We start from the raw sequence: 20,917 nt of genomic DNA on the forward strand, positions 1-20,917 counted from the left end.
CCACCCCCCACCGTCCGCTGTCCCACCGTCTCCTGTCCCCGAATCGGGAGGGCAACAAGTGCCGATCATCTCGGTACCTCAGGAATTCAACGAGAACGACCTCTACGTGGACCTGCGCACCGCGCTCGGCTTCCCGCTCTACCTGAAGTGCGAGGGCTTCAACTTCGCCGGTTCGATCAAGCAGAAGGCCGCCACCGAGATGGTGGAGGCGGCGGAGCGGGACGGGCGGCTGCGGCCCGGTTCGATCCTGGTGGAGTCCTCGTCGGGGAACCTGGGCGTCGCGCTCAGCATGATCGCCGCCAGCAAGGGCTACGGCTTCGTGTGCGTCACCGACTCGCGCTGCAACCTCGCCACCCGGCGGCTGATGGAGTCGCTCGGCGCCCAGGTGCGCATCATCACCGAGCCGGACCCCGAGACGGGGTTCCTCGGCGCGCGGATCGCCCACGTCCGCCGGCTGTGCGAGAGCGACGACCGCTACGTATGGCTCAACCAGTACGTCAACCCCAACAACTGGCGCGCCCACCACCGGCGCACCGCCCCGGCCATCGCCGAGCAGTTCCCGGACCTCGACGTGCTGTTCGTCGGGGCCGGCACCACCGGCACCCTCATGGGCTGCGCCCGCTGGTTCAAGGAGAACCGGCCGGGCGTGCGGATCGTCGCCGTCGACAGCGTCGGCTCCGTCTCCTTCGGCGAGCCGGCCGCGCCGCGCATGATCCCGGGGCTGGGCGCCGGGGTGCGGCCGGCGCTCCTCGACGAGTCGTACGTCGACGAGGTGATCCACGTGCCGGAGCCAGACACGGTCACCATGTGCCACCGGCTGGCCGGCCGCGGCTTCCTGTTCGGCGGCTCGACCGGCACGGTCGTCAGCGGCGCGGCGCGCTGGCTGGCGGAGCACGGGGCGATCCCGGGCGTTCCGGCGGGCGTTCCGGCGAACGGGCCGGCGGGCGGGCCGGCGGGCGTTCCGGCGGGCGGGCCGGCGGACGCCGAGGTCGACGCGTCGGCCGGCTCGTCGATCACGGCCGTGGCGATCTCCCCCGACCTGGGGGAGCGCTATCTCGACACGCTCTACCAGACCAACTGGGTGCGGGGGGTGTACGGCGCCGAGGTGCTGGACGCCGTCGCGGCCCGGCCCCGCGAACGTACGGCCGCGGGTGCGCCGGGCGAACGTACGGCCGCCGCCACGGCCCCCGGCGAGCGGGCGGCCGCCGGTGCCCCGGGCGAGCGGGCGGCCGCCGGGGGCCACGCCTTGGCGTCGGCCGTCGCGGGCCCCGCGTGAGCCCCGATGCCCCGACCTTCGATGTCCCAGACCCACCGACCCGCCGATCACGTCACACGTCTCACGTCACCAGTCACCACGTCACCCGTGACGACAGCTGAAGGAACACCGCGATGACCAACCCCTTTGAGAACGCCGAAGGCCGCTACCTCGTGCTCGTCAACGACGAGGGCCAGTACTCCCTGTGGCCGTCCTTCGCCGAGGTGCCCGCCGGCTGGGAGGTGGCCCAGGGCGAGGCCGGCCACCAGGAGAGCCTCGACTACATCACCGCCCACTGGACCGACATGCGCCCGCGCAGCGTCGTCGAGGCCATGGCGGGAGCGGCGTCCTGATGACCGCGATCCTCGAACCCGGCCCGGCCGCGCTGTCCGCACCGGCGGTGACGGTCGCCCCGCACGACGCGAGCGCCGTGGAGCGGGTCGCCCGCGGGCTGGTCACGGCCGCCGACGGCCTGGTGGACAGCCCCGCGTGGGTGGACGCGGCTCGCGACGCCTGGACCGAGATGCCCGCCACCCTGCGCCGCTCGCTGCGCGACTTCCGCCGCGACCCCGGTGCCGCCGGCGCCCTGCTGGTGCGGGGCCTGCCGGTGGACGAGGCGGCGCTGCCGGACACCCCGTCCGTCCCCGGCTCGGTGCAGCGCACCGCCACCGTCGCCGCGGCCGTCCTGGCCACGGTCGCCTGCGGCCTCGGCGACCCGGCCGCGTTCCGCCCGGAGAAGACCGGCGCCCTGGTGCAGGACGTCATCCCCCGGCCCGGCCAGGAGGACTTCCAGGGGAACGCCGGCTCGGTGCGGCTCACCTTCCACACCGAGAACGCCTTCCACCCGCACCGCCCCGACTTCGTGATGCTGCTGTGCCTGCGCGCCGACCACGAGCGGGTGGCCGGGCTGCGCACGGCCTCGATCCGACAGGTGCTGCCGCTGCTGTCGGACGAGAGCCGCGAGGCGCTGTTCAGCGCGGAGTTCGTCACCGCCCCGCCGCCGTCCTTCGGGGCCGGCGCGGGCAGCGCCGACCCGCACCCGGTGCTCTTCGGGGCGGCCGAGGACCCCGACCTGCGGGTCGACCTCGCGGCCACCCAGCCGCTCACCGAGCGGGCCCGGGAGGCGCTGCTGGAGCTGGAGCGGCTCTTCGAGCTGACCGCGCAGACGGTCCGGCTCGTGCCGGGCGACCTCGCCATCGTGGACAACCGGATCGCCGTGCACGGGCGCACCGCCTTCCGGCCCCGCTACGACGGCCGGGACCGCTGGCTCCAGCGCACCTTCGTCCTGACGGACCTGCGCCGCTCGCGCGGCTTCCGCGCGAACGACGGCTACGTCCTGGACTGAGCGGTGTCGACCGATGGCCCGGGCCGCACGCGCGGTCCGGGCCGTCCGCCGTCGTCCCGTGCGACCGACACCGCGAGAAACACGAGGAGACCGTGCCTCACCCCCGCATGACCGACCGCGCGCCCGTACGGCCGTACGGGCCGCCTCCGCCCGTACGGCCGTACGGGCCTCGCTCCGTACTGTCGTACGCGCCATACGTGCCGTACGCGCCGGCTCCGTCCGTACTGTCGTACGGGCCGGCCGCGTCCGTACTGCGCGCCGTGGTGGCCGTGGCCGAGCCGCGCTCCGTACTGCGGGACGGTCTGGCGCAGACCCTCACTGGTCACGGGCACGAGGTGGCCGCCGCCGTCGCGGACGCGGTGGCGCTGCGCCGCGCCGTGGCCGAGCACCGGCCGGACGTGGCCGTGATCGACACCCGGCTGCCCCCGGGCGGCACGGACGGCGGGCTACGGGCCGCGCTCGAACTGCGCCGCGACCACCCGCGCACGGCAGTCCTGGTGTTCGCGCCGCGGTGGGAGGAGCACCACGTACCGAGCCTGCTGGCCGAGGAGGCGGGCGGGACGGGCTATCTGCTCCAGGACCGGATCGAGGACGGGGCGCAGTTCCTGGACGCGCTGACCCGGGTGGCCAGGGGCGAGACCGCGCTCGACCCGGAGGCGGTCACCGCGGCGCTCCACGCCCAGGAGGCGGCGGACGGGCTGGCCGCGCTCAGCCCCCGGGAGCTGGAGGTGCTCGCGCTGATGGCCCGGGGCCGCACGAACACCGCGATCGCCCGCGAACTGGTGATCTCCCACGGGACCGTGGAGAAGCGGGTGGCGGGCATCTTCACCAAGCTCGGACTGCCGCGCTCGGACTTCTCCAACCGCAGGGTGCTCGCGGTGCTGCGCTATCTGCGGGGACGCGCCGCGTCCGCGATGCTCTCTGCGGTGACCTCCGCCGAGGAGGCTCCCGGCGCGATGGTGTCGGTGGCCTGAGCGTGCGGTGCGCTGTGCCGGGGCGGGTGCCGGCGCGCGTTGGCCTTGCGTCGGCCCGCTGCTGCCCGTGCCGGCCCCTGTGGCCGGCGTTGGCCGTGCGCTGGGCCGCTTCAGGCTGCCCAGGGCGGCGTTGTCTCGCTCCCGCCTGGGCTGGCCCGCTTCGGCCTGCGGAGGCCGTGCGTTGGGCCGCTTGGGCTTCTGGCGGGGCCTGCCTTGGCCGTGTGCCGACCGGCCTTGGCTTGCGTTGGCCGTGTGTTGGGCCGCTTGGGCTTCTGGCGGGGCCTGCCTTGGCCGTGCGCCGACTGGCTTGGCTTGCGTTGGCCGTGTGCTGGGCCGCTGCGGCCTGCCCAGGCCGGCGTTGGCTCGCTTCTGCCCGTGCCGGCCCGTTTCGGGCTGAGTAGGCCGTGTGCTGGGCCGCTTCCGCCTGCCATGGCGGCGTGGCTCGCTTTCCCCGCCTGGGCTGGCCCGCTTCGGCCTGCGGAGGTCAACTTGGCCGTGCACTGGGCCGTTTCGGGCCGCCCAGGGCGGCGTTGGCTCGCTTCTGCCTGGGCTGGCCCGCTGCGGCTCACTTCGGCCTGCCCAGGCCCGCGGCTTCTGCCGGGGCCTGCCTTGGACGTGCGCCGACCGGCCTTGGCCGTGTGCGGCCCGCTTGGGCCCGTGCCCGCTCCGCCCCGGCGCTCGGCCGCCGTGCTGTCGTCATGCTGAGGCCCGCGCCACCGTCCTGGCGCCGCGGGAGCCGTGCCGGCGTGCCCGCGCCACCGTACTGACGCCGTCGCGCCCACGCCTCCGTACGGGCCGCCGCGGGGGACCCGGACGCCGTTCCCTACGCCGCCGCGCCCGCGGCGGCGCGCACCGCGGCCCGCGCGTCCTCGAGCAGCTCCTCGCCCCCGTGAGCGCGCACCCGCGGCCGCGCGCTCCCCAGCAGGGCGAGGGCCGCCAGATACGAGTCCCCCAGCCCCAGCGCCTCCTCGGTGAGGTCGGTCAGAACGGGCAGCACGGCCGGCCGGTCCGGGCCGTCCCAGGCGAGCACGCGCGCGGGCCCGCCCGGTGCCGACACGGAGAAGTCCGTCATGGGCACCGCCAGCCCGTCCCCGGTGGCCTTCAGGACGGCCTCCTTGCGGGTCCAGTACGTCAGAAAGGCCCGCGGGCGGTCCCGCGGCGGCAGCGCGGCGAGGGCCGCGCGCTCGCCCGGCGTCAGGGTGAGCTCGGCCTCGGCCGGGTCGTCGTCGGCCGCGTCCCGGCCCGCCTCGGGGGCGGGCAGCCGCTCCACGTCCAGGCCGAGCGGAACGCCCTCGGTGATCGCCACCATCACCCGGTCCCCGGAGTGCGAGACGGACAGCTCCCAGCCCGCCGCCGCCCCGACGGGCCGCGGCTTGCCGTGCGGCCCGCCGCACCCCGCGCAGCGGGTGTGCAGCCGGACGGCGCCGGGCCCGGTGCCCAACTGCCGGGCGAGCGCGGCCTTGGCGAGCAGCCGCCCGGTGACGAACCGGGCGCGGTCGTCCTCGTGCGCGTACGCCGCGAACCGGGCGCGCTCGGGAGCGTCGAGCAGCGGCAGATAGCGGTCGGGGCCGGGGACCGGGGCCGCGCTCCAGACGTGGCACGGCACCCGGCCGGCCTCGACGGTCTCCGGGACCGACGTCACGCTCGACAGCACGGGCGCCTCCAACACCAAGGGGTCCAGGGCGGCAGCAGTACTGTCGCCGCCGCCATGGTCGCGTGCCGGCCACCGCCCGGGATACCCGGCTGGCCTCCGATCTCCCCTGGGGGAAAACCCACAGGGGGACGCCCGGAACGGACCGGGCCGTAGGCGACGGGCCGGGCCGTACGCGACGGCGCGATCAGTCCCGCCGCTCCCCGGCCGAGTCGCCGCGCTCGCCGCCGGACGCCGCCGCGCCGGACACCACCGCATCGGCCGGCACCGTGAAGTCCCGCGTGCCCCGGGGGTCGACGTGCGCGAGCGTGCCGGGCACCGCGATGCCGGGCAGGATGTGCTGCCACAGCTTGGTGATCCGCAGCGGCAGGTCGGCCCGCTCGGTGAGGATCTGCGAGAGCAGCTGGATGCCCGTGAAGGAGCCCACGATGAGCAGGGCGGTGTCCACCGGCACCACGTGCGGCAGGACCTCGCCCCGCTGCTGCGCCTCGGTGAGCAGCTCGGTGCAGCGGGCCTCCCACGCCTGGTACGGGCTGGCGGTCGGGGTGTCGAAGGAGCCCTCGATGGTGAGCCGGATGCCCGCCCTGAGCAGCACGTCGTGCTGGAGGGCGTGGGCCACCTGCTGGGTGAGGTTGATCGCTCCCTGCAGGCCGTGATCGTCCGACGGCGCCCCCGCCACCTGGAGCTGTTCCTCGATGACGGCGAGGGCGAGCGCCTCCTTGGAAGGGAAGTGGAAGTAGAGCGCGCCCTTGGTCACCCCGGCCCTTTTCAGGATGTCGGAAATGCCCGCCCGCTCGTAGCCGCACTCGTCGAAGACGGCGGCCGCCGCCTCCAAAACCGCGCGTCGAGTCCGGACCGCGCGTGCTTGTGTTGCCACCTGACCTTCATCCTTCCGTTTCCGTCACCGGTGCCCGTCGTCGCGTTGCTCACCCACGTCACGGTCCGTTCACACCATGGAGAAGCGTCAAAAGTAGCCGATCCGGTGGCGTGGGTCCGCCCGGGAGGGGGAGGCGGGCCCGCACCGCGAACCCGTCGCCGTCGACCCGTGTGCGGCCGGTGGATTCAGGGTATCCGGACAGGTTGTGATCTTGCTCATTGAAAAAAACCGGCCGACTGGTATGTTGTGACGCGACATCAGATCCGTACGTCATGGGGGACTAGAGATGGCTGTCGCGCTGTTGGAGCTGGAGCCGGGGCTGGACCGCGAACTCGGGCGGGGGCCGCTTCGCGAGCGGGGCCCGGAGCGGGAGGCCCGTCTCGTGCGGCAGGGGCCGCTTCAGGGGGCGCGTCAGGGCTCGTACGAGGGTCTGCACGGGGGCTCGTACGAGGACTCGCAGGGGGGCGCGTACGGAGGCGTGCGCCAGGCGCTCGGCGGCGAGTCGGCGGCCGGCTGCCCGCTGGACGACGGATGCGCGTTCGACCGCACCGTGCCGCGCCGGCTGGTGCACCGGTCGGCCGTCTCGGAGGTGCTGCTGACGCGCTGGCGGGCCCTGGGCGACAACACCTTCGAGATCGCCGCGCAGTGGCCCCGCGGCCACTCCTTCTACACCCCGATGGGCCACCGCGCCCACGATCCGATGCTGGTCGCGGAGACGCTCCGGCAGGCAGGACTGCTGATCGCGCACGCCGAGTTCGGCGTGCCCCTGGGTCATCAGTTCCTGATGTGGGGGCTGACGTACGAGATGACCGAGGAGGGCCTGCGGCTCGACGGCACGCCGGCCGCGGTGACCGCCAGGGCGACCTGCCACGACATCAAGACGCGGGGCAGGTCCCTCGCCGGCCTGCGGCTGGCCGTGGAACTGCACCGCGACGGCGTGCTCGTCGGCCGAGGAGAAACGTCTTTTCACTGCGTCTCGCCCAGCGCCTACGCCCGGCTGCGCCCCATCGACCTGGACCGGGCGTGGGCGACGGCCGAGGCCCCGCTGCCCGAGCCGGTGGAGCCGGGGCTGGTGGGCAGGGACCGGGCGCAGGACGTGGTGCTCGCGCCCACCGGTGAGGGGAACGCGTGGTCCCTTCGGGTCGACCGGCGCCACCCGGTGCTCTTCGACCACCCCGTCGACCATGTGCCCGGCATGGCGGTGATGGAGGGCATGCGGCAGGCCGCCCGGCTGGCCATGGGCTCCGCGCCCGCCATGCCGGTCGGTTTCTCGGCCGACTTCGCCCGCTACGTCGAGTTCGGCAGCCCCTGCACGGTCGTCGCCGAGGTCGAGGGCCCTGCGGAGGGCGGCGGCTCGGTCGTCCGCGCCCGGGTGGTGCAGGACGGGGTGACGGCCGCGTCCGGCCGGCTGGTCATGCTGCCGGTGGCGGTGTGAGGGACGTGAGCGGGAAGCCGGGCGGCGGCCGGGCGGGGGCGTCGCCGGTCCGCCGGGTGCTGGTCACCGGGGGCACCGGGTTCGTCGGCTCCGCCGTACTGCGGGCGCTGGGGGCGCGGGCCGGCGCGCCGGCCGGCGGCACGGGGGAGACGACGGCCTCGGCGGCGGCCCGCGGCGCCGAAGGGGCGGCAGGGGCGGCCGAGGCGGCCGTACGGGTGCGGGCGCTGGTCAGGAACCCCGAGGCGGCGCGCCGTACCGCCGGCGGCCCGCACATCGCGTACCGGCGGGGCGACCTCACCGACCCCGCGTCGCTGCGCGGCCTCTGCGACGGCGTCGACACCGTGCTCCACCTGGCGTCCCGGATCGGCGGTGACGAGGCGGCCTGCGCGGCCGTCAACGTCACCGGCACCCGGGCGCTGCTGGCGGAGGCCGAGCGGGCCGGGGTCGCGCGGATCGTCCACCTGAGCACCACCGCCGTCTACGGGGCCGGCCCGCACCGCGGCGTCGCGGAAGGCGACCTCGAACCCGCCCCCGTATCGGCCACCAGCCGCACCCGGCTCGCGGCCGAGCGGGAGGTTCTGGCGGCGGGCGGCACCGTACTGCGCGCTCCGCTGATCTACGGTCCCGGTGACACCTGGGTCGTGCCCCTGATCGCGGAACTGCTGGAGCGGGTGCCGGCCTGGGTGGACGGCGGGCGGGCCCTGCTCTCGCTCGTCGCGGTCGACGACCTGGCCCGGCTGATCGCCGCGCTCGCCCTGGACGCGGAGCGGCCGCTGCCCGGTGGCGTACGGCACGCGGCGCACCCCCGGCCGGTCACCTTCCGCTCCTTCCTCACGCTCCTGACGGAGCACGTCGGGCTGGCGCTGCCCACGGCGGACCTGAGCCTCGATCAGTACGGCGCGAGGCTGAGCCGTACGGAGGGACGGGCCACCCCGCGGCAACTGTCCCTGATCGCCACCGACCACTGGTATGACAGCGAGGAGGTCTGGCGGCTGGCCGACTGCCCCCCGGGGCCCGGCCCCGCCGGGCGGCTGCCCGCGTACGGCTCCTGGTACCGGGGCCGGGGCCCGGCGGCCCGCTGACGGCTGCCCCCGGCGGCGGTCCCCTGATGGCGGTCCCCTGGCGGCGGGTGCCGTCAGGGGGCCCCGGCCACGACTTTGGTCGCGGCAAGGGGCGACCAATGGCGGGTGCGCGGTGCGCGCGCTCTGCCTACCGTGGCCGCGTGACAGGCACGACAGGCGTGGAACCAGCAGACCGTACGAAGCGGGCCGGCGCGGCGGCCGCCGCCCTGCTGCGCTCCCTTCCGGGCCGGGCGGCCGACCTGGGCAGGGGCCTGGTCGCCCCGGGCCTGTGGACGCCCTGGCGGGTCACCGGGGAGGTGCTCCTCGCGGCGGTCCTGGCGCTGCTCGGCGCCGGCCTCGAGGCGCTGGAGACCGACAGCACCGTGCGGATCGTCGTCGTGGCGCTGCTCGCGGCGGTCCTGTCCCTGCTGCGGCGCTCCTTCCCGGCGACCGTACTGGTCGCGACCGCCGCCCTGTCCCCGGTGTACCCGGGGCTGGCGTTCGTCCTGTTCGCCGCGGGCTGGTCGGCGGGCCGGCGGGTGTCCGGCGTGGGGCGCGCGGCCGGGGCGTTCGGCGCGGCGTTCCTGCTCAACGTCGGGCTGTCCTTCGTCCTCGAACCCTTCTTCTTCTCGCCCCTGGCCCTGGTCTTCATCTCCCTGGCCTTCCTGGCCACCACCGTTTTCCCCGGGCTCGCCAGCCGTTACTGGTCGCAGCGCCGCACCCTGCTGGACACCCTCCGTGAGTACAACGCGCAGTTGCTGCGCGAGCGGGCGATGATCGCCGGGCAGGCGCGGATGCGGGAGCGCCAGCGCATCGCGCAGGACATGCACGACAGCCTCGGCCATCAGCTCGCGCTCATCGCCGTGCACACCGGTGCCCTGGAGGTCGACCGGGAGCTGACCGGCCGGCAGCGCGAGGCCGTCGCCGTACTGCGCGAGGCGTCCGTGGCCGCCATGCACGAGCTGCGCGAGGTGGTGGGGCTGCTGCGGGACGGCACCGAGGCGTCGCCCGAGCCGGTAGAGGGCGCCCAGCCCGCCTCCCGGGTGGTGGCGGGCATCGAGGGCCTGGTGGAGTCGTCGCGCGGCGCGGGCGCCGCCGTCGAGCTGCGGCGCTCCGGGGAGCCGCGCCCCCTGGCCCCGGCCGCCGACCACGCGGCGTACCGCATCGCCCAGGAGGGCCTGACCAACGCCCACAAGCACGCCCCGGGCGCCGCCATCACCGTGGAGCTGCGCTACGAGCCCGACTCCCTGGTGGTCGAGATCGCCAACGGCCCCGCGCCGGCCGCGGCGGTGGCCGCCGGGGGCCCGGTGGTCAGCGGCGGGCAGGGGCTGACGGGCCTGGCGGAGCGCGCCCGGCTGGTCGGTGGCATGGTGCACGCGGGCCCCACGGCGGACGGCGGCTTCCGGCTGGCGGGCGTGCTGCCGTACGGATCGGAGCAGGCCCGCTCGTACCCCGGTGGAGTGGACGCTTCCGCAGCGGTGGCGACGGCGGCGCCGTCGGCAGCGGCGGCATCAGCGACGTTCGTCGATGCGACAGGCGACTTCCGGGGGCAGATCCCGACGGCCCCCCTCGGCGACGGTGGTCCGGTCAATGACTGGACCGGTCGGCAGAGGGAGCTGGCGAAGGCGATGAGCAGGAACAGAACGGGCAGCGGGATAGCCATCGGCTGCGGGATCGCGGCGCTGGTCGCGCTGCTGCTGGTGGTGGCCGCCGGCGTGGGGCTGTTCTTCCTGGTGGGGGAGGCGGAGGAGGCCGTGGTCGAGCCGAAGGTGTACGAGTCGGTGAAGGTCGGCCAGCCCGAGCAGGAGGTGCGCGACAAGCTGCCCAGCGGGGACTCGTTCATGACCACGGGGCTCGACAAGGGCGCGCCGCCCCGGCCGGAGGGCGCCGAGTGCCTGTCCCTGATGTCGGCCGCGTCCGGCAGCAGCTGGGACAAGGAGCCGGTCTTCCGCTTCTGCTTCAAGGACGGAAAGCTGATCGAGAAGCGGTCGTACGAAGTCCAGCAGTGATCAGGACGGGGACCGGACGAGGACCGGACGGGGGCCGGACGAGGAGCGGGCGGCCGCCGGGCGGCGCCGGGGCCGGGTCGGGGATGATGGCGCGAGAGCCGTCGTAAGTCCCTCTCAAGACCGCGCGGGAGAGTTGTGATCAGGGTTCTCGTCACGGATGACGAGCCGCTCATCAGGGCGGGCATCAGGATGATCCTCACCTCCGCCGACGACATCGACGTCGTGGCGGAGGCGGCCAATGGCCGTGAGGCGATCGAACTGGCCCGCGCGCACGCCGTGGACGTCGTGCTGCTGGACATCCAGATGCCGGTGATGGACGGGCTCGCGGCCCAGGCCGAGCTGCGCCGGGCCGTGCCCGAGGCGCGGGTGCTGATCCTCACCACGTTCGGCGAGCGCGAGAACGTCCTGCGCGCCCTGGGCGAGGGCGGCGCCGGCTTCCTGCTGAAGGACTCGGCGCCGGCCGAACTGATCAGGGCGGTGCGGGCCGCGGCGGCCGGTGACGCCTATCTGTCGCCGGGCGCCACCCGCCACGTGGTGGACTCGCTGTCCTCCGGCCGCGCGGCGGCCCGCGGGGAGGAGGCCCGCCGGCGCGTGGCGGGCCTGACCGCGCGGGAGCGCGAGGTGCTCGCGCTGCTGGGGGAGGGGCTGTCCAACGCCGACGCGGGCGCGCGCATCCATATGAGCGAGGCCACGGTCAAAACGTATGTGAGCCGTATTCTCGCGAAGCTCGGGTGCGAGAACCGCGTCCAGGCCGCGCTGCTCGCCCGCGACGCGGGCCTCTAGCCGGCCCAGCGTTCGCGCCGCTGCCCGCGGCTACGCCGCGCAGTGCGGCGATCGCGCGGCCGTCCTGGCGGCTACGCCGCGAAGCGCGCCGCGAGCGCCTTCCCCTTGGCCACGGCGTCCTCGTGCGCCTTCTCCCGGGACGCGTCGGCGAGCTCGACGAGGCCCGCCATGGCGGGCGTGGTGCGCGCCAGGGTCAGCTCCGGCACGATGAAGTCGACCTCCATGCCGAGCATGTCGCCCAGCACCTTCTCCAGGTAGTTCTGTACGAACTCGTAGCCCTCGCGCGGCGTCCCGGGGCCGTAGCTGCCGCCCCGGCTGGCCACGACGGTGACCGGGGTGCCGGCCGCGGACGGGCGGTCCCCCGCCGTGCGGCCCATCACGATGACGTGGTCCAGCCACGCCTTGAGGGTCGAGGGGATCGTGAAGTTGTACATCGGCGCCCCGATGAGCACCGCGTCGGCGCGCTCCAGCTCACCGATCAGCTCCTCGCGCAGCGCGAACGCGGCGCGCTGCTCCGGCGTGTGCCCGGCGGGATCGGCGAAACCGGCCAGGATCGCGTCCGCCGCCAGGTGGGGCAGCGGGTCGGCGGCGAGATCCCGGTGGATCACCGTGCCCTCGGGGTGCTGCTCCTCCCAGGCGGCGCGGAAGGCGGCGGTCACATCGCGGGACGCGGAGCCGGTGGCGAAGGCGGACGAGTCGAGGTGCAGCAGCGTGGCCATGGTGATCTCCGATTCGGGAGTGGGGCGTTTTCGTATGTCCCTAGTTTTAACACAGCAGCTTACTTTTTTATAGCCCCGCACGACCGGGCAGTACTCTGGTGGCATGGCGGACCACACCGAGCAGGCGTGCAAGCAGGTCGACGCGGGCATGACGCGCGTCTTCGGCCTGCTGGGCAAGCGCTGGACCGGTCTGATCCTGGCCGTGCTGATGGGCCGGCCCGCGTACTTCGCCGAGGTGCGGCGGGCGATCCCGGGCATCAGCGAGCGCATGCTCTCCGACCGGCTGGCCGAGCTCGCCGCCCTCGGACTGGTCCTGCGGGAAGTGGACGAGGGTCCGCCGCTTCGGGTGTCCTACCGGCTCACCGAGGCCGGCCGGGCATTGGAGCCCGCCCTGCGGGAACTCGGTGGGTGGGCGGAGCGCTATTTGCCGGATGCGGGCGGCTGCCCGGAGAGGTTCCGCAAGGCGTAGGGCTGTCACGGCGGGCCGCCACGGCCGCCGACAGTGGGCTCTCCGGGCTCTCCCACAGCGGGTTGTCCAACACGGGCTGCCCGACGGAGGGTTGTCCACAGGGGGGTTTTCCACAGGCCTGCCGGTTCGCGCCGCCCGCGGGTACGGTCGGGGCTGTTGATGTTGCGCAGGGGGACACGAGGGGGAGGGGCGCGCCATGGCCGAGGTCGACGGTGCGAGCGCACGACTGCCGTATGTTCCGGGGTTCGCCCGGCGGCCGATGGGGGACGACGCCAAGCGGCGCGGTAAGGCCCTGCGCGCCGAGGTGCCGCGCTCGGCGCACGCCGTGCTGCCGCCCGGGGACGGGCGGCCGGACCCGGTCGCGGCGGTGGAGGAGTCCAGCATCGGGCGGCTGTCGGAGCTGACCCCGATCCGGGTGGGCCGGATGGCCGCCGGCCCCTTCGCCTTTCTGCGGGGCTCGGCCGGGCTGATGGCGTACGACCTGGCGAGCACGCCCTGCACCGGTGTCGGCACCCAGCTGTGCGGGGACGCGCACGCCGCGAACTTCGGGCTCTACGGCGACGCCCGGGGCAGCCTGGTCATCGACATCAACGACTTCGACGAGACCGCGCACGGCCCCTGGGAGTGGGACGTCAAGCGACTGGTCGCCTCCCTCGTGCTGGCCGGCCGGGAGATCGGCGCGGACGAGCGGACCTGCCGGGAGGCGGCGTACGACACGGCGGGCGCCTATCGCCGCACCATGCGGCTGCTGGCCAAGCTGCCGGCCGCCGAGGCGTGGAACGCGATCGCGGACGAGGAACTCGTCTCCCACACCGACGCCCGCGATCTGCTGGGCACGCTGGAGCAGGTGTCGCAGAAGGCCCGGCGCAACACCAGCGCGCGGTTCGCGGCCAAGTCCACCGAGAAGCTGCCCGAGGGCGGGCGGCGCTTCACCGACGCGCCGCCCGTGCTGCGGCGCATACCCGACGAGGAGGCCGCGGCGGTCGCGGCCTCCCTGGAGGAGTACCTCGCGACCCTCCCCGAGGACCGGCTGCCGCTCCTCGCGCGGTACGCGGTGCAGGACGTGGCCTTCCGGGTGGTCGGCACGGGCAGCGTGGGCACCCGCTCCTATGTGGTGCTGCTGCTCGACCACCGGGGCGAGCCGCTGGTCCTGCAGGTCAAGGAGGCCCGCCCCTCCGTGCTGCTGCCCTACCTCAAGAACGTGGGCTTCGACCCGCTCCCGGTGCCGCACGAGGGCCGCCGGGTGGTGCTCGGCCAGCAGCGGATGCAGGTGGTCAGCGACATCCTGCTCGGCTGGACCACGGTCCGGGGCCGGCACTACCAGGTGCGGCAGTTCCGCAATCGGAAGGGGAGCGTGGACCCGGGCGCCCTCTCCGCCGAGCAGCTCGACGACTACGGCCGCATGACCGGGGCGCTGCTCGCCCGGGCCCACGCCCACAGCGCCGACCCCTGGCTGATCGCGGGGTACTGCGGCAAGAACGACGAGCTGGACCGGGCGATGGCCGACTTCGCGGTGGCTTACGCGGACCGCACGGAGGCTGATCACGCTCGGCTGCTGGCCGCCATTCGCCAGGGGCGAATAGCCGCTGAGCTGGGGGTTTGAGCCCCGGCCCGCCGAGTGGCCCAGCGTTGTGGGGCCGCCGGGCCGATGGGCCGTCTACGCTGGCCGGGTGACGAACCCGGAGGCCGACATTCCCCAGCGGGCGGAGCAGATGGAACAGGCCGAGCGGCCCGAGCCCTCGGCGCGGGCGGAAGCGGACGAGGCGCCGTCCGGCGGCGAGGGCGTGCCGTCGAGCGGTGAGGACGCGCAGGCCGGTGCGCAGGCCGGTGCGCAGGCCAGTGGCGAGGAGCGGCTGGCGCGGGCGGTGAACGTCGCCGAGCAGGCGCTGATCGAGTTCGAGATCGCGGTGGAGACCTTCCGCATCGAGGTCGAGAACTTCTCCCGGCTGCACCACCAGCGGCTCGGCCCGATGTACGCCCGCCTCGACGAGCTGGACGCCCGGATCGCCGAGGCGCTCGCGGCCCGCTCCGGCGACCCGGAGGACCTGCGCCGCGCCCGCGAGGCGCGGGCCCTGGTGCTGCCCATGCCGGGGGTCGACGAGCTCTTCCACGGCTGGATCGACTCCGACGGGCTGTCGCCCGAGGCGGCCGCGATGCTCAATGAGCAGCCGGTCCGGCCGCCCCAGCGGGTGCGGCCGGGCGACGAGGCCCGGCGGATCTACCGGGAGCTGGTGCGCAAGGCCCACCCCGACCTCGCGGGCGACGACGCGGAGCGGGAGCGGCGCAGCGCCTTCATCGTGCGGGTGAACGCCGCCTACGCCGCCGGCAACGAGGCGGAGCTGCGCGAGCTGGCCGAGGAGTGGGCGGCGGGCCCCGCCCCGGAGGCGCACCGGCCCAGCCGCGGCGAGGAGCTCTACGCCCGGCTGGAGTGGCTGGCCCGCCGCAAGGAGATGCTGACCGCGCTCGCCGAGGAGCTGGAGTCCGGCGCGATCGGTGCGATGCTCAAGCTGGCGCCGGACGACCCGGACGGGCTGCTCGACGAGATCGCCGAACAGCTGCTGGCCGACGTCGCCGAGCGGGAGGCCAGGCTGGCCGCGCTGGCGGAGCCGGTCGAGTAGGGCCCCCGGGGCCGCGGGCCCCGGGCCGTGATGTCGATGATTTCCATGACCCCCATGCGAGAACGAGGAGCTTTGTGATGCGAGTCACCGTGCCGACGGTGGACGTCACGGCGGTGCCGGAGGACGGGCTGCTGCTGGATGTCCGGGAGCACGACGAGTGGGCGGCCGGGCACGCCGAGGACGCCCTGCACATCCCCATGAGCGAGTTCGTGGACCGCTACGACGAGGTGACCGAGGCGGTCGGCGGCGGTCGCCGGGTGCATGTGGTGTGCCGGGTCGGCGGGCGCTCCGCGCAGGTCACCCAGTACCTGATCGGCCATGGTTTCGACGCGGTGAACGTCGACGGCGGGATGCTCGCCTGGGAGGCCGCCGGCCGCCCCCTGATCGCCGACTCCTCCGACCCGGCCCACATCCTCTGACGCCGCCGAGGCCCGGCGCCGGTCAGGGCTGACGCCGGGCGGAGCCGATTTCGGCGACGGCCGGCGCCGGGCCGCGGGTGAGGCCGAGGCGGTGGGCCTGTGCCATGGCGGCCGGTCGCCGGGGGCGGGGAGCGGGGCCCGCGCTTACGTCGTCGGGTCGCCGCAGGTGGTGTCGGCCAGGAGCGCGCCGAGCTCCTCCTCGTGGGCGGACGCGGGGCCGAGCGCCAGCTCCCAGTGCTTGGCCCAGGCGTGATACCGGTGCAGCGGGTAGTCGACGTCCGCGCCGAACCCGCCGTGCAGATGCTGCGCCGTCTGGACGGCCCGGCGCACCCCCCGCGCCGCCCAGATCTTCGCCACGGCGACATCCGCGGCGACCGGCAGCGCGCCGTCGGAGTCGTTCCCCGAACCGCCCGCCGAGGTGTCGCCCGGCGCGGGGTCGTCCGCCGTGTCGTTTCCCACGCCGTCCGCCGCGCCCAGGCGCCACGCGGCCTGCCACATGGTCGCCTCCATGGCCCGCAGATCGATGTAGCGATCGGCGGCCTGCATCGCGACCGCCTGGAACGTCGCGAGCGGATGCCCGAACTGCTCCCGCTTGCCCGTGTAGTCGCCGGCCATGGCCAGCACCCGTTCGCCGACCCCCAGCGCGAGAGCGCAGACCCCGCAGGTGAGCAGCGCCCGCAGCCAGGGCCATGCGCCGTCCGCCGTGATCATCCGGTGGTCGGCGACCGTGGCCCCGTCCAGCCGGACCTCCGCGCAGCGCTCACCGGTGGTGGAGTACTGCTCCGCCGTTTCCACACCGTCCCCGCCGGGAGCCAGGAGCGCGAGCACCGTCGCCCCCGCCGCCGTGTGCGCGGGGATCAGCATCAGGTCGGCCGTACGCGCCCAGGGGACCGCCGTCTGCAGGCCGTCGAGCGTCCACAGCCCGCCCCCGCGCCGGGCCTCGACGGCGAGCTCCGCCCCGTCGTGGCCGGTCCGACCGCTGCTCGCCACGGTCAGGACCAGCTCGCCCCGTACCACCCGCGGCAGGATCTCCTCGCGCAGCCGAGCGCCGCCGTGGCGCTGCACCGCCCACGCCGCGGCGGCCGTCTCCAGCAGCGGGACGCGGGCCAGCACGGCGCCCGCTTCCCGCAGCACCGCGCAGAGCGCGACCGGGTCCAGGCCCGACCCACCGTGCTCCGGCGCCAGGTTGAGCCCCAGCAGATCCGCGTCGGCGAGCCTGCGCCACAACGGCCGGTCGAAGTCCTCGGCGACCGCCCCGGGAACCATGACCGGGCTGGGCACGGAGTCCGGCGCCACACCGGCGAACACCGCCCGCGCCGCCTCGGCCGCCGCCTGCTGCTCCTCGGAGAAGGTGAAGTCCACTGCTCGACCTCCGCACCCGACGGGACGTGCTGACGAGGCGTCAAGGTAGAACAGGTTCCAGGAATTGTGAACGGCCCGGCGAGGAACGGATGGCCGAGCGGGGGAGGGGCGAGGAACGGACGGCCGAGGGACGGACGGCCGAGGGAGGGGTCAGCGGTCGAAGTCCAGCTCCACCTCGTTCGTCAGCGGATGCGACTGGCATGCCAGCACATAGCCCGCGTCCACCTCGTCGGGCTCCAGGGCGAAGTTGCGGTCCATCCGCACCTCGCCGCCCACCAGGAACGCCCGACACGTGCCGCACACCCCGCCCTTGCAGGCGTAGGGCGCGTCGGCGCGGTTGCGCAGCACGGTCTCCAGCAGGGACTCGCCGTCCCTGACCGGCCACCTCCCGGACCGCCCGTCCAGCGTCGCCGTGACCTCGCTGTGCTCGGGCGAGGTCGCCGCCCCGGCCGTCGCGGGCCCGGCCGTACCGCCCTCGTCGACGTGGAAGATCTCCTGATGGACCCGGGAGCGCTCCACCCCCAGGGCGCTCAACGCCCGCTCACCGGCGGCCACCAGCCCGTGCGGCCCGCACAGGAACCAGCCGTCGATCTCCTTCACCGGCAGCAGCGCGGGCAGCAGCCGGGTCAGCCGCTCCTCGTCGAGGCGCCCCGAGGCGAGGCCGCTGTGCGTCTCCTCCCGGGAGAGCACCGGCACCAGCTGGAACCGGTCCGGCCAGCGGTCCTTGAGGTCGGCGACCTCGTCCAGGAACATCGTCGACGCCGCCGTGCGATCGCTGCGTATGAGACAGAACCGGGCGCCCGGCTCCCGGGCCAGCAGCGTCGAGACCATCGACAGCACCGGGGTGATGCCGCTGCCGCCGACCACGGCGGCGAAGTGCCCCGGGGCGGGCTCCAGCACGAACCGGCCCACCGGGGTCATCGCCTCCACCGTGTCCCCGACGGCCAGCTCCTTGAGCGCGAAGGTGGAGAACTCCCCGCCGTCCACCAGTCGTACCCCGACCCGAAGGGTGCGCGGCCCCTCCTCCCCGGCGGGCCCGCACAGGGAGTAGGTGCGGCGGATCTCCGTGCCGTCCCGGGCGCGGCGGCGCAGGGTCAGATGCTGGCCCGGGGCGTAGCGGTACGCCTCCCGCAGCTCGGGCGGCACGGCCAGGGTCACGGCGACCGAGTCGTCGGTGAGCCGCTCCACGCCGGCCACCGGCAGTGGGTGGAAGGCCCCGGGGCGGACGGTGGCCATTCACGCCTCCTTGAAGTGGTCGAACGGCTCGCGGCAGGTCTCGCACCGCCGCAGCGCCTTGCAGGCGGTGGAGGAGAACCGGCTGAGCAGCGTGGTCTCGGTGGAGCCGCAGCGCGGGCAGCGCACCGCGAGGGCGACGGGCACGGGCCCGGCCGGCGGCCCGCCGGGGCGGGGCGGGGCGATGCCGAACTCCTGGAGCTTTCTGCGGCCCTCGGCGGTGATCGCGTCGGTGCTCCAGGGCGGGGAGAGCACCGTGCGGACGGCGACCTCGGGTATGCCGTGCTCCCGCAGGGTCCGCTCGATGTCCGCCGCCATCGTCTCCACGGCCGGGCAGCCGGTGTAGGTGGGGGTCAGCTCGACCTCCACGCGGCCGGGGCCGAGCACCCGGACCCCGCGCAGCACTCCGAGCTCCTCCAGGGTGAGGACCGGCAGTTCGGGGTCGGGCACCGCGCCGGCCAGCTCGCGCAGCCTCTCCTCCAGCGCGGTCGCGCGCCCGCCGGTGCTCGCGCGTCCGCCCGTGCTCGCGCACTCGTCCGCGGTCGTGTGCTCGTCGGTCACCATGTCGCCCCCGGGTGGCTGCGGTGCAGATGCTGCATCTCGGCGAGCATCCGGCCGAACGGCTCGGTGTGCAGGCCCTGGCGGCCCGCCCCGGCCGACCAGGCGCCGCGCTGGGGGCCCTCGGGCCGGCGGAGCGTGGCCCGGTCGAGCACCGAGGCGAGGGAGGCCGTCCAGCGCTCGCGCAGGGCCTCGGCGTCCGCCTCGGTGTCCAGGCCGGCCAGCCCCTCGATCGGTTCGAACAGCTCGCCGGTGAACCGCCACAGGGCGTCCAGTCCGCGCTGGGCCCGCTCATGGCTCTCGGCCGTGCCGTCCCCGAGCCGCAGCATCCAGTGCTCGGCGTGGTCGCGGTGGTAGGCCACCTCCTTGACCGCCTTGGCGGCCAGCGGGGCGAAGGGGCCGTCCCCGTGCGCGAGCCGGCCGTAGAGCAGCTCCTGATAGGTGGAGAAGTACAGCTGCCGGGCCATGGTGTGGGCGAAGTCGCCATTGGGCTGCTCGACCAGCTGCACGTTGCGGAACTCCCGCTCCTCGCGCAGAAAGGCGAGCTCGTCCTCGTCACCGGCCTGCGACAGCAGCACGCGGGCCTGGCCCAGGAGATCGAGGGCGATATTGGCGAGCGCGACCTCCTCCTCCAGCACCGGGGCGTTGCCCGCCCACTCCGCCAGCCGGTGGGAGAGCACCAGCGCGTCGTCCCCCAGGGCGAGCGCCGCCGCGCGGTCCGTGGACCCCGTCACAGGTGCCGCACCCCCTCCGGGATGTCGTAGAAGGTCGGATGCCGATACGGCTTGTCGGCGGCGGGGTCGAAGAAGGGGTCCTTCTCGTCCGGTGAGGAGGCGGTGATCGCGGTGGACGGCACTACCCAGATCGAGACGCCCTCCGACCGCCGGGTGTAGAGGTCCCGGGCGTTGCGCAGGGCCATCTCGGCGTCCGGCGCGTGCAGGCTTCCCGCGTGGGTGTGCGACAGCCCCCGCCTGCCGCGGATGAACACCTCCCACAGCGGCCAGTCCGAGTCGATCACGCCGCCGCCCCCTTCCCCTGCCGCTCCTGCTGCTGATGCCGACCGTGCGGCCCGTGTTTGGCGGCGTGGGCCGCGGCGGCCTCGCGCACCCAGGCGCCTTCCTCATGGGCCCGGCGCCGGCGCCCTATCCGCTCCTCGTTGCACGGCCCGTTGCCGCGCAGCACCTCCTGGAACTCCGTCCAGTCGATGGGGCCGAAGTCGTAGTGCCCCCGCTCCTCGTTCCAGCGCAGCTCGGGGTCGGGGAGGGTCAGCCCGAGGGCCTCGGCCTGGGGGACGCAGATGTCCACGAAGCGCTGGCGCAGCTCGTCGTTGGAGTGCCGTTTGATCTTCCAGGCCATGGAGCGCGCGGAGTGCGACGACTGCTCGTCCGGCGGACCGAACATCATCAGCGAGGGCCACCACCAGCGGTCGACGGCGTCCTGGGCCATGGCGTGCTGGGCCTCGGTGCCCCGGCTGAGGGTGAGCAGCAGCTCGAATCCCTGGCGCTGGTGGAAGGACTCCTCCTTGCAGATCCTCACCATCGCCCGCGCGTAGGGGCCGTACGAGCAGCGGCACAGGGGCACCTGGTTGGTGATCGCGGCGCCGTCCACGAGCCAGCCGATGGCCCCGACGTCCGCCCAGGTCAGCGTGGGGTAGTTGAAGATCGAGGAGTATTTCTGGCGGCCGGAGTGCAGCTTGTCGAGGAGCTCCTCGCGGCCGGTGCCCAGGGTCTCCGCCGCGCTGTAGAGATAGAGGCCGTGGCCCGCCTCGTCCTGCACCTTGGCGATCAGGATGGCCTTGCGGCGCAGCGAGGGGGCGCGGGTGATCCAGTTCGCCTCCGGCTGCATGCCGATGATCTCCGAGTGCGCGTGCTGGGCGATCTGCCGCACCAGCGTGGCCCGATAGGCGTCGGGCATCCAGTCGCGCGGCTCGATCCGTTCGTCCGCCGCCAGGGCCGCCTCGAAGGCGGCCTCCCGGGCGCTGTCGTGGGCGCCCTCCTGGGCACTTTCGCGGGCACCTTCGCGAGTGTTCGCGTCCGCCGCGCTCCGTGCGTCGCCACCGGCGGCACCGACCGTGTCCAGCGCTGTCATCCCCCGTCTCCTCACTGACGTGATCAACTTCCCGGGCAACCGACCGACCGATCGTTCGGTT

At 74.6% G+C, this 20,917-nt stretch carries 21 protein-coding genes; 12 read left to right on the forward strand and 9 right to left on the reverse strand.

Features of this window, described 5'->3' with window-relative positions:
* Positions 1–58 precede the first annotated feature (58 nt).
* The 4 genes from sbnA (at position 59) to ACSNOD_RS08345 (ending at position 3,574) form a co-directional block, all read left to right on the forward strand.
* On the forward strand, positions 59–1,276 hold the full coding sequence (sbnA, locus tag ACSNOD_RS08330) for a 2,3-diaminopropionate biosynthesis protein SbnA (RefSeq protein WP_436766133.1): 1,218 nt from the start codon (positions 59–61) through the stop codon (positions 1,274–1,276).
* 113 nt (positions 1,277–1,389) lie between these two features.
* On the forward strand, positions 1,390–1,608 hold the full coding sequence (locus ACSNOD_RS08335; protein WP_436766134.1) for an MbtH family protein: 219 nt from the start codon (positions 1,390–1,392) through the stop codon (positions 1,606–1,608).
* Entirely contained in the window at positions 1,608–2,600 is a 993-nt protein-coding gene (locus ACSNOD_RS08340) for a TauD/TfdA family dioxygenase (protein WP_436766135.1), read from the forward strand. The genes ACSNOD_RS08335 and ACSNOD_RS08340 overlap by 1 nt, the downstream gene beginning before the upstream one ends.
* Before the next feature lie 251 nt (positions 2,601–2,851).
* A complete protein-coding gene (locus ACSNOD_RS08345; protein WP_436766159.1) occupies positions 2,852–3,574 on the forward strand; it encodes a LuxR C-terminal-related transcriptional regulator in 723 nt (240 codons plus the stop codon).
* A gap of 823 nt (positions 3,575–4,397) precedes the next feature.
* Here ACSNOD_RS08345 and ACSNOD_RS08350 read toward each other — a convergent pair.
* Both ACSNOD_RS08350 and ACSNOD_RS08355 read right to left on the reverse strand, forming a co-directional pair.
* Positions 4,398–5,216, reverse strand: a complete 819-nt coding sequence (locus ACSNOD_RS08350; protein WP_436766136.1) for a 4'-phosphopantetheinyl transferase family protein — start codon at positions 5,214–5,216, stop codon at positions 4,398–4,400.
* 196 nt (positions 5,217–5,412) lie between these two features.
* Positions 5,413–6,102, reverse strand: a complete 690-nt coding sequence (locus ACSNOD_RS08355) for a ScbR family autoregulator-binding transcription factor (RefSeq protein WP_436766137.1) — start codon at positions 6,100–6,102, stop codon at positions 5,413–5,415.
* Between the two features lie 286 nt (positions 6,103–6,388).
* Here ACSNOD_RS08355 and ACSNOD_RS08360 point away from each other — a divergent pair, with 286 nt between their 5' ends.
* From ACSNOD_RS08360 to ACSNOD_RS08375, 4 genes are all read left to right on the forward strand, one after another.
* Positions 6,389–7,537 (forward strand): ScbA/BarX family gamma-butyrolactone biosynthesis protein, encoded by a 1,149-nt coding sequence (locus ACSNOD_RS08360; RefSeq protein WP_436766138.1) that lies wholly within the window; start codon positions 6,389–6,391, stop codon positions 7,535–7,537.
* Between the two features lie 5 nt (positions 7,538–7,542).
* Positions 7,543–8,619 carry an NAD-dependent epimerase/dehydratase family protein gene (locus ACSNOD_RS08365; protein WP_436766139.1) on the forward strand — a complete coding sequence of 359 codons (1,077 nt, stop codon included), beginning with the start codon at positions 7,543–7,545 and terminating at the stop codon, positions 8,617–8,619.
* A gap of 266 nt (positions 8,620–8,885) precedes the next feature.
* Positions 8,886–10,607: a sensor histidine kinase gene (locus ACSNOD_RS08370; RefSeq protein ID WP_436766160.1), complete on the forward strand. Its 1,722-nt coding sequence runs from the start codon at positions 8,886–8,888 to the stop codon at positions 10,605–10,607.
* 135 nt (positions 10,608–10,742) lie between these two features.
* Complete coding sequence (locus tag ACSNOD_RS08375; RefSeq protein WP_436766140.1) at positions 10,743–11,390, forward strand: response regulator; 648 nt, start codon at positions 10,743–10,745, stop codon at positions 11,388–11,390.
* A gap of 71 nt (positions 11,391–11,461) precedes the next feature.
* Here the strand turns inward: ACSNOD_RS08375 and ACSNOD_RS08380 are convergent, their stop codons facing one another.
* Positions 11,462–12,109, reverse strand: a complete 648-nt coding sequence (locus ACSNOD_RS08380; protein WP_436766141.1) for an FMN-dependent NADH-azoreductase — start codon at positions 12,107–12,109, stop codon at positions 11,462–11,464.
* Positions 12,110–12,212: 103 nt separating this feature from the next.
* Between ACSNOD_RS08380 and ACSNOD_RS08385 the strand changes: the two genes are divergently transcribed.
* The 4 genes from ACSNOD_RS08385 to ACSNOD_RS08400 all read left to right on the forward strand — a co-directional run bounded on the left by ACSNOD_RS08385 (position 12,213) and on the right by ACSNOD_RS08400 (position 15,615).
* Positions 12,213–12,578, forward strand: a complete 366-nt coding sequence (locus ACSNOD_RS08385) for a winged helix-turn-helix transcriptional regulator (RefSeq protein WP_436766142.1) — start codon at positions 12,213–12,215, stop codon at positions 12,576–12,578.
* A 196-nt stretch (positions 12,579–12,774) separates the two neighbouring features.
* Positions 12,775–14,181, forward strand: coding sequence for a DUF2252 domain-containing protein (locus ACSNOD_RS08390; RefSeq protein ID WP_436766143.1), 1,407 nt, complete (start codon positions 12,775–12,777; stop codon positions 14,179–14,181).
* Between the two features lie 67 nt (positions 14,182–14,248).
* Positions 14,249–15,196: a J domain-containing protein gene (locus tag ACSNOD_RS08395; protein WP_436766144.1), complete on the forward strand. Its 948-nt coding sequence runs from the start codon at positions 14,249–14,251 to the stop codon at positions 15,194–15,196.
* 77 nt (positions 15,197–15,273) lie between these two features.
* Positions 15,274–15,615 carry a rhodanese-like domain-containing protein gene (locus ACSNOD_RS08400; protein ID WP_436766145.1) on the forward strand — a complete coding sequence of 114 codons (342 nt, stop codon included), beginning with the start codon at positions 15,274–15,276 and terminating at the stop codon, positions 15,613–15,615.
* A gap of 144 nt (positions 15,616–15,759) precedes the next feature.
* Here the strand turns inward: ACSNOD_RS08400 and ACSNOD_RS08405 are convergent, their stop codons facing one another.
* The 6 genes from ACSNOD_RS08405 to paaA all read right to left on the reverse strand — a co-directional run bounded on the left by ACSNOD_RS08405 (position 15,760) and on the right by paaA (position 20,856).
* Positions 15,760–16,977, reverse strand: coding sequence for an acyl-CoA dehydrogenase family protein (locus ACSNOD_RS08405; RefSeq protein WP_436766146.1), 1,218 nt, complete (start codon positions 16,975–16,977; stop codon positions 15,760–15,762).
* 150 nt (positions 16,978–17,127) lie between these two features.
* Complete coding sequence (locus tag ACSNOD_RS08410; RefSeq protein WP_436766147.1) at positions 17,128–18,213, reverse strand: 2Fe-2S iron-sulfur cluster-binding protein; 1,086 nt, start codon at positions 18,211–18,213, stop codon at positions 17,128–17,130.
* Complete coding sequence (gene paaD / locus ACSNOD_RS08415) at positions 18,214–18,774, reverse strand: 1,2-phenylacetyl-CoA epoxidase subunit PaaD (protein ID WP_436766148.1); 561 nt, start codon at positions 18,772–18,774, stop codon at positions 18,214–18,216. It lies immediately after the preceding gene.
* The gene (paaC, locus tag ACSNOD_RS08420) at positions 18,768–19,502 is read right to left on the reverse strand and encodes a 1,2-phenylacetyl-CoA epoxidase subunit PaaC (RefSeq protein WP_436766149.1); all 735 of its coding nucleotides are present in this window, start codon (positions 19,500–19,502) and stop codon (positions 18,768–18,770) included. The genes paaD and paaC overlap by 7 nt, the downstream gene beginning before the upstream one ends.
* A complete protein-coding gene (paaB, locus tag ACSNOD_RS08425; RefSeq protein ID WP_436766150.1) occupies positions 19,499–19,786 on the reverse strand; it encodes a 1,2-phenylacetyl-CoA epoxidase subunit PaaB in 288 nt (95 codons plus the stop codon). Before paaB ends, paaC begins: the two co-directional genes overlap by 4 nt.
* Positions 19,783–20,856, reverse strand: a complete 1,074-nt coding sequence (gene paaA, locus ACSNOD_RS08430) for a 1,2-phenylacetyl-CoA epoxidase subunit PaaA (protein WP_436766151.1) — start codon at positions 20,854–20,856, stop codon at positions 19,783–19,785. Before paaA ends, paaB begins: the two co-directional genes overlap by 4 nt.
* Between the last annotated feature and the right edge of the window lie 61 nt (positions 20,857–20,917).

Source organism: Streptomyces sp. URMC 123 (assembly GCF_051386515.1).
Taxonomy (GTDB): domain Bacteria; phylum Actinomycetota; class Actinomycetes; order Streptomycetales; family Streptomycetaceae; genus Streptomyces.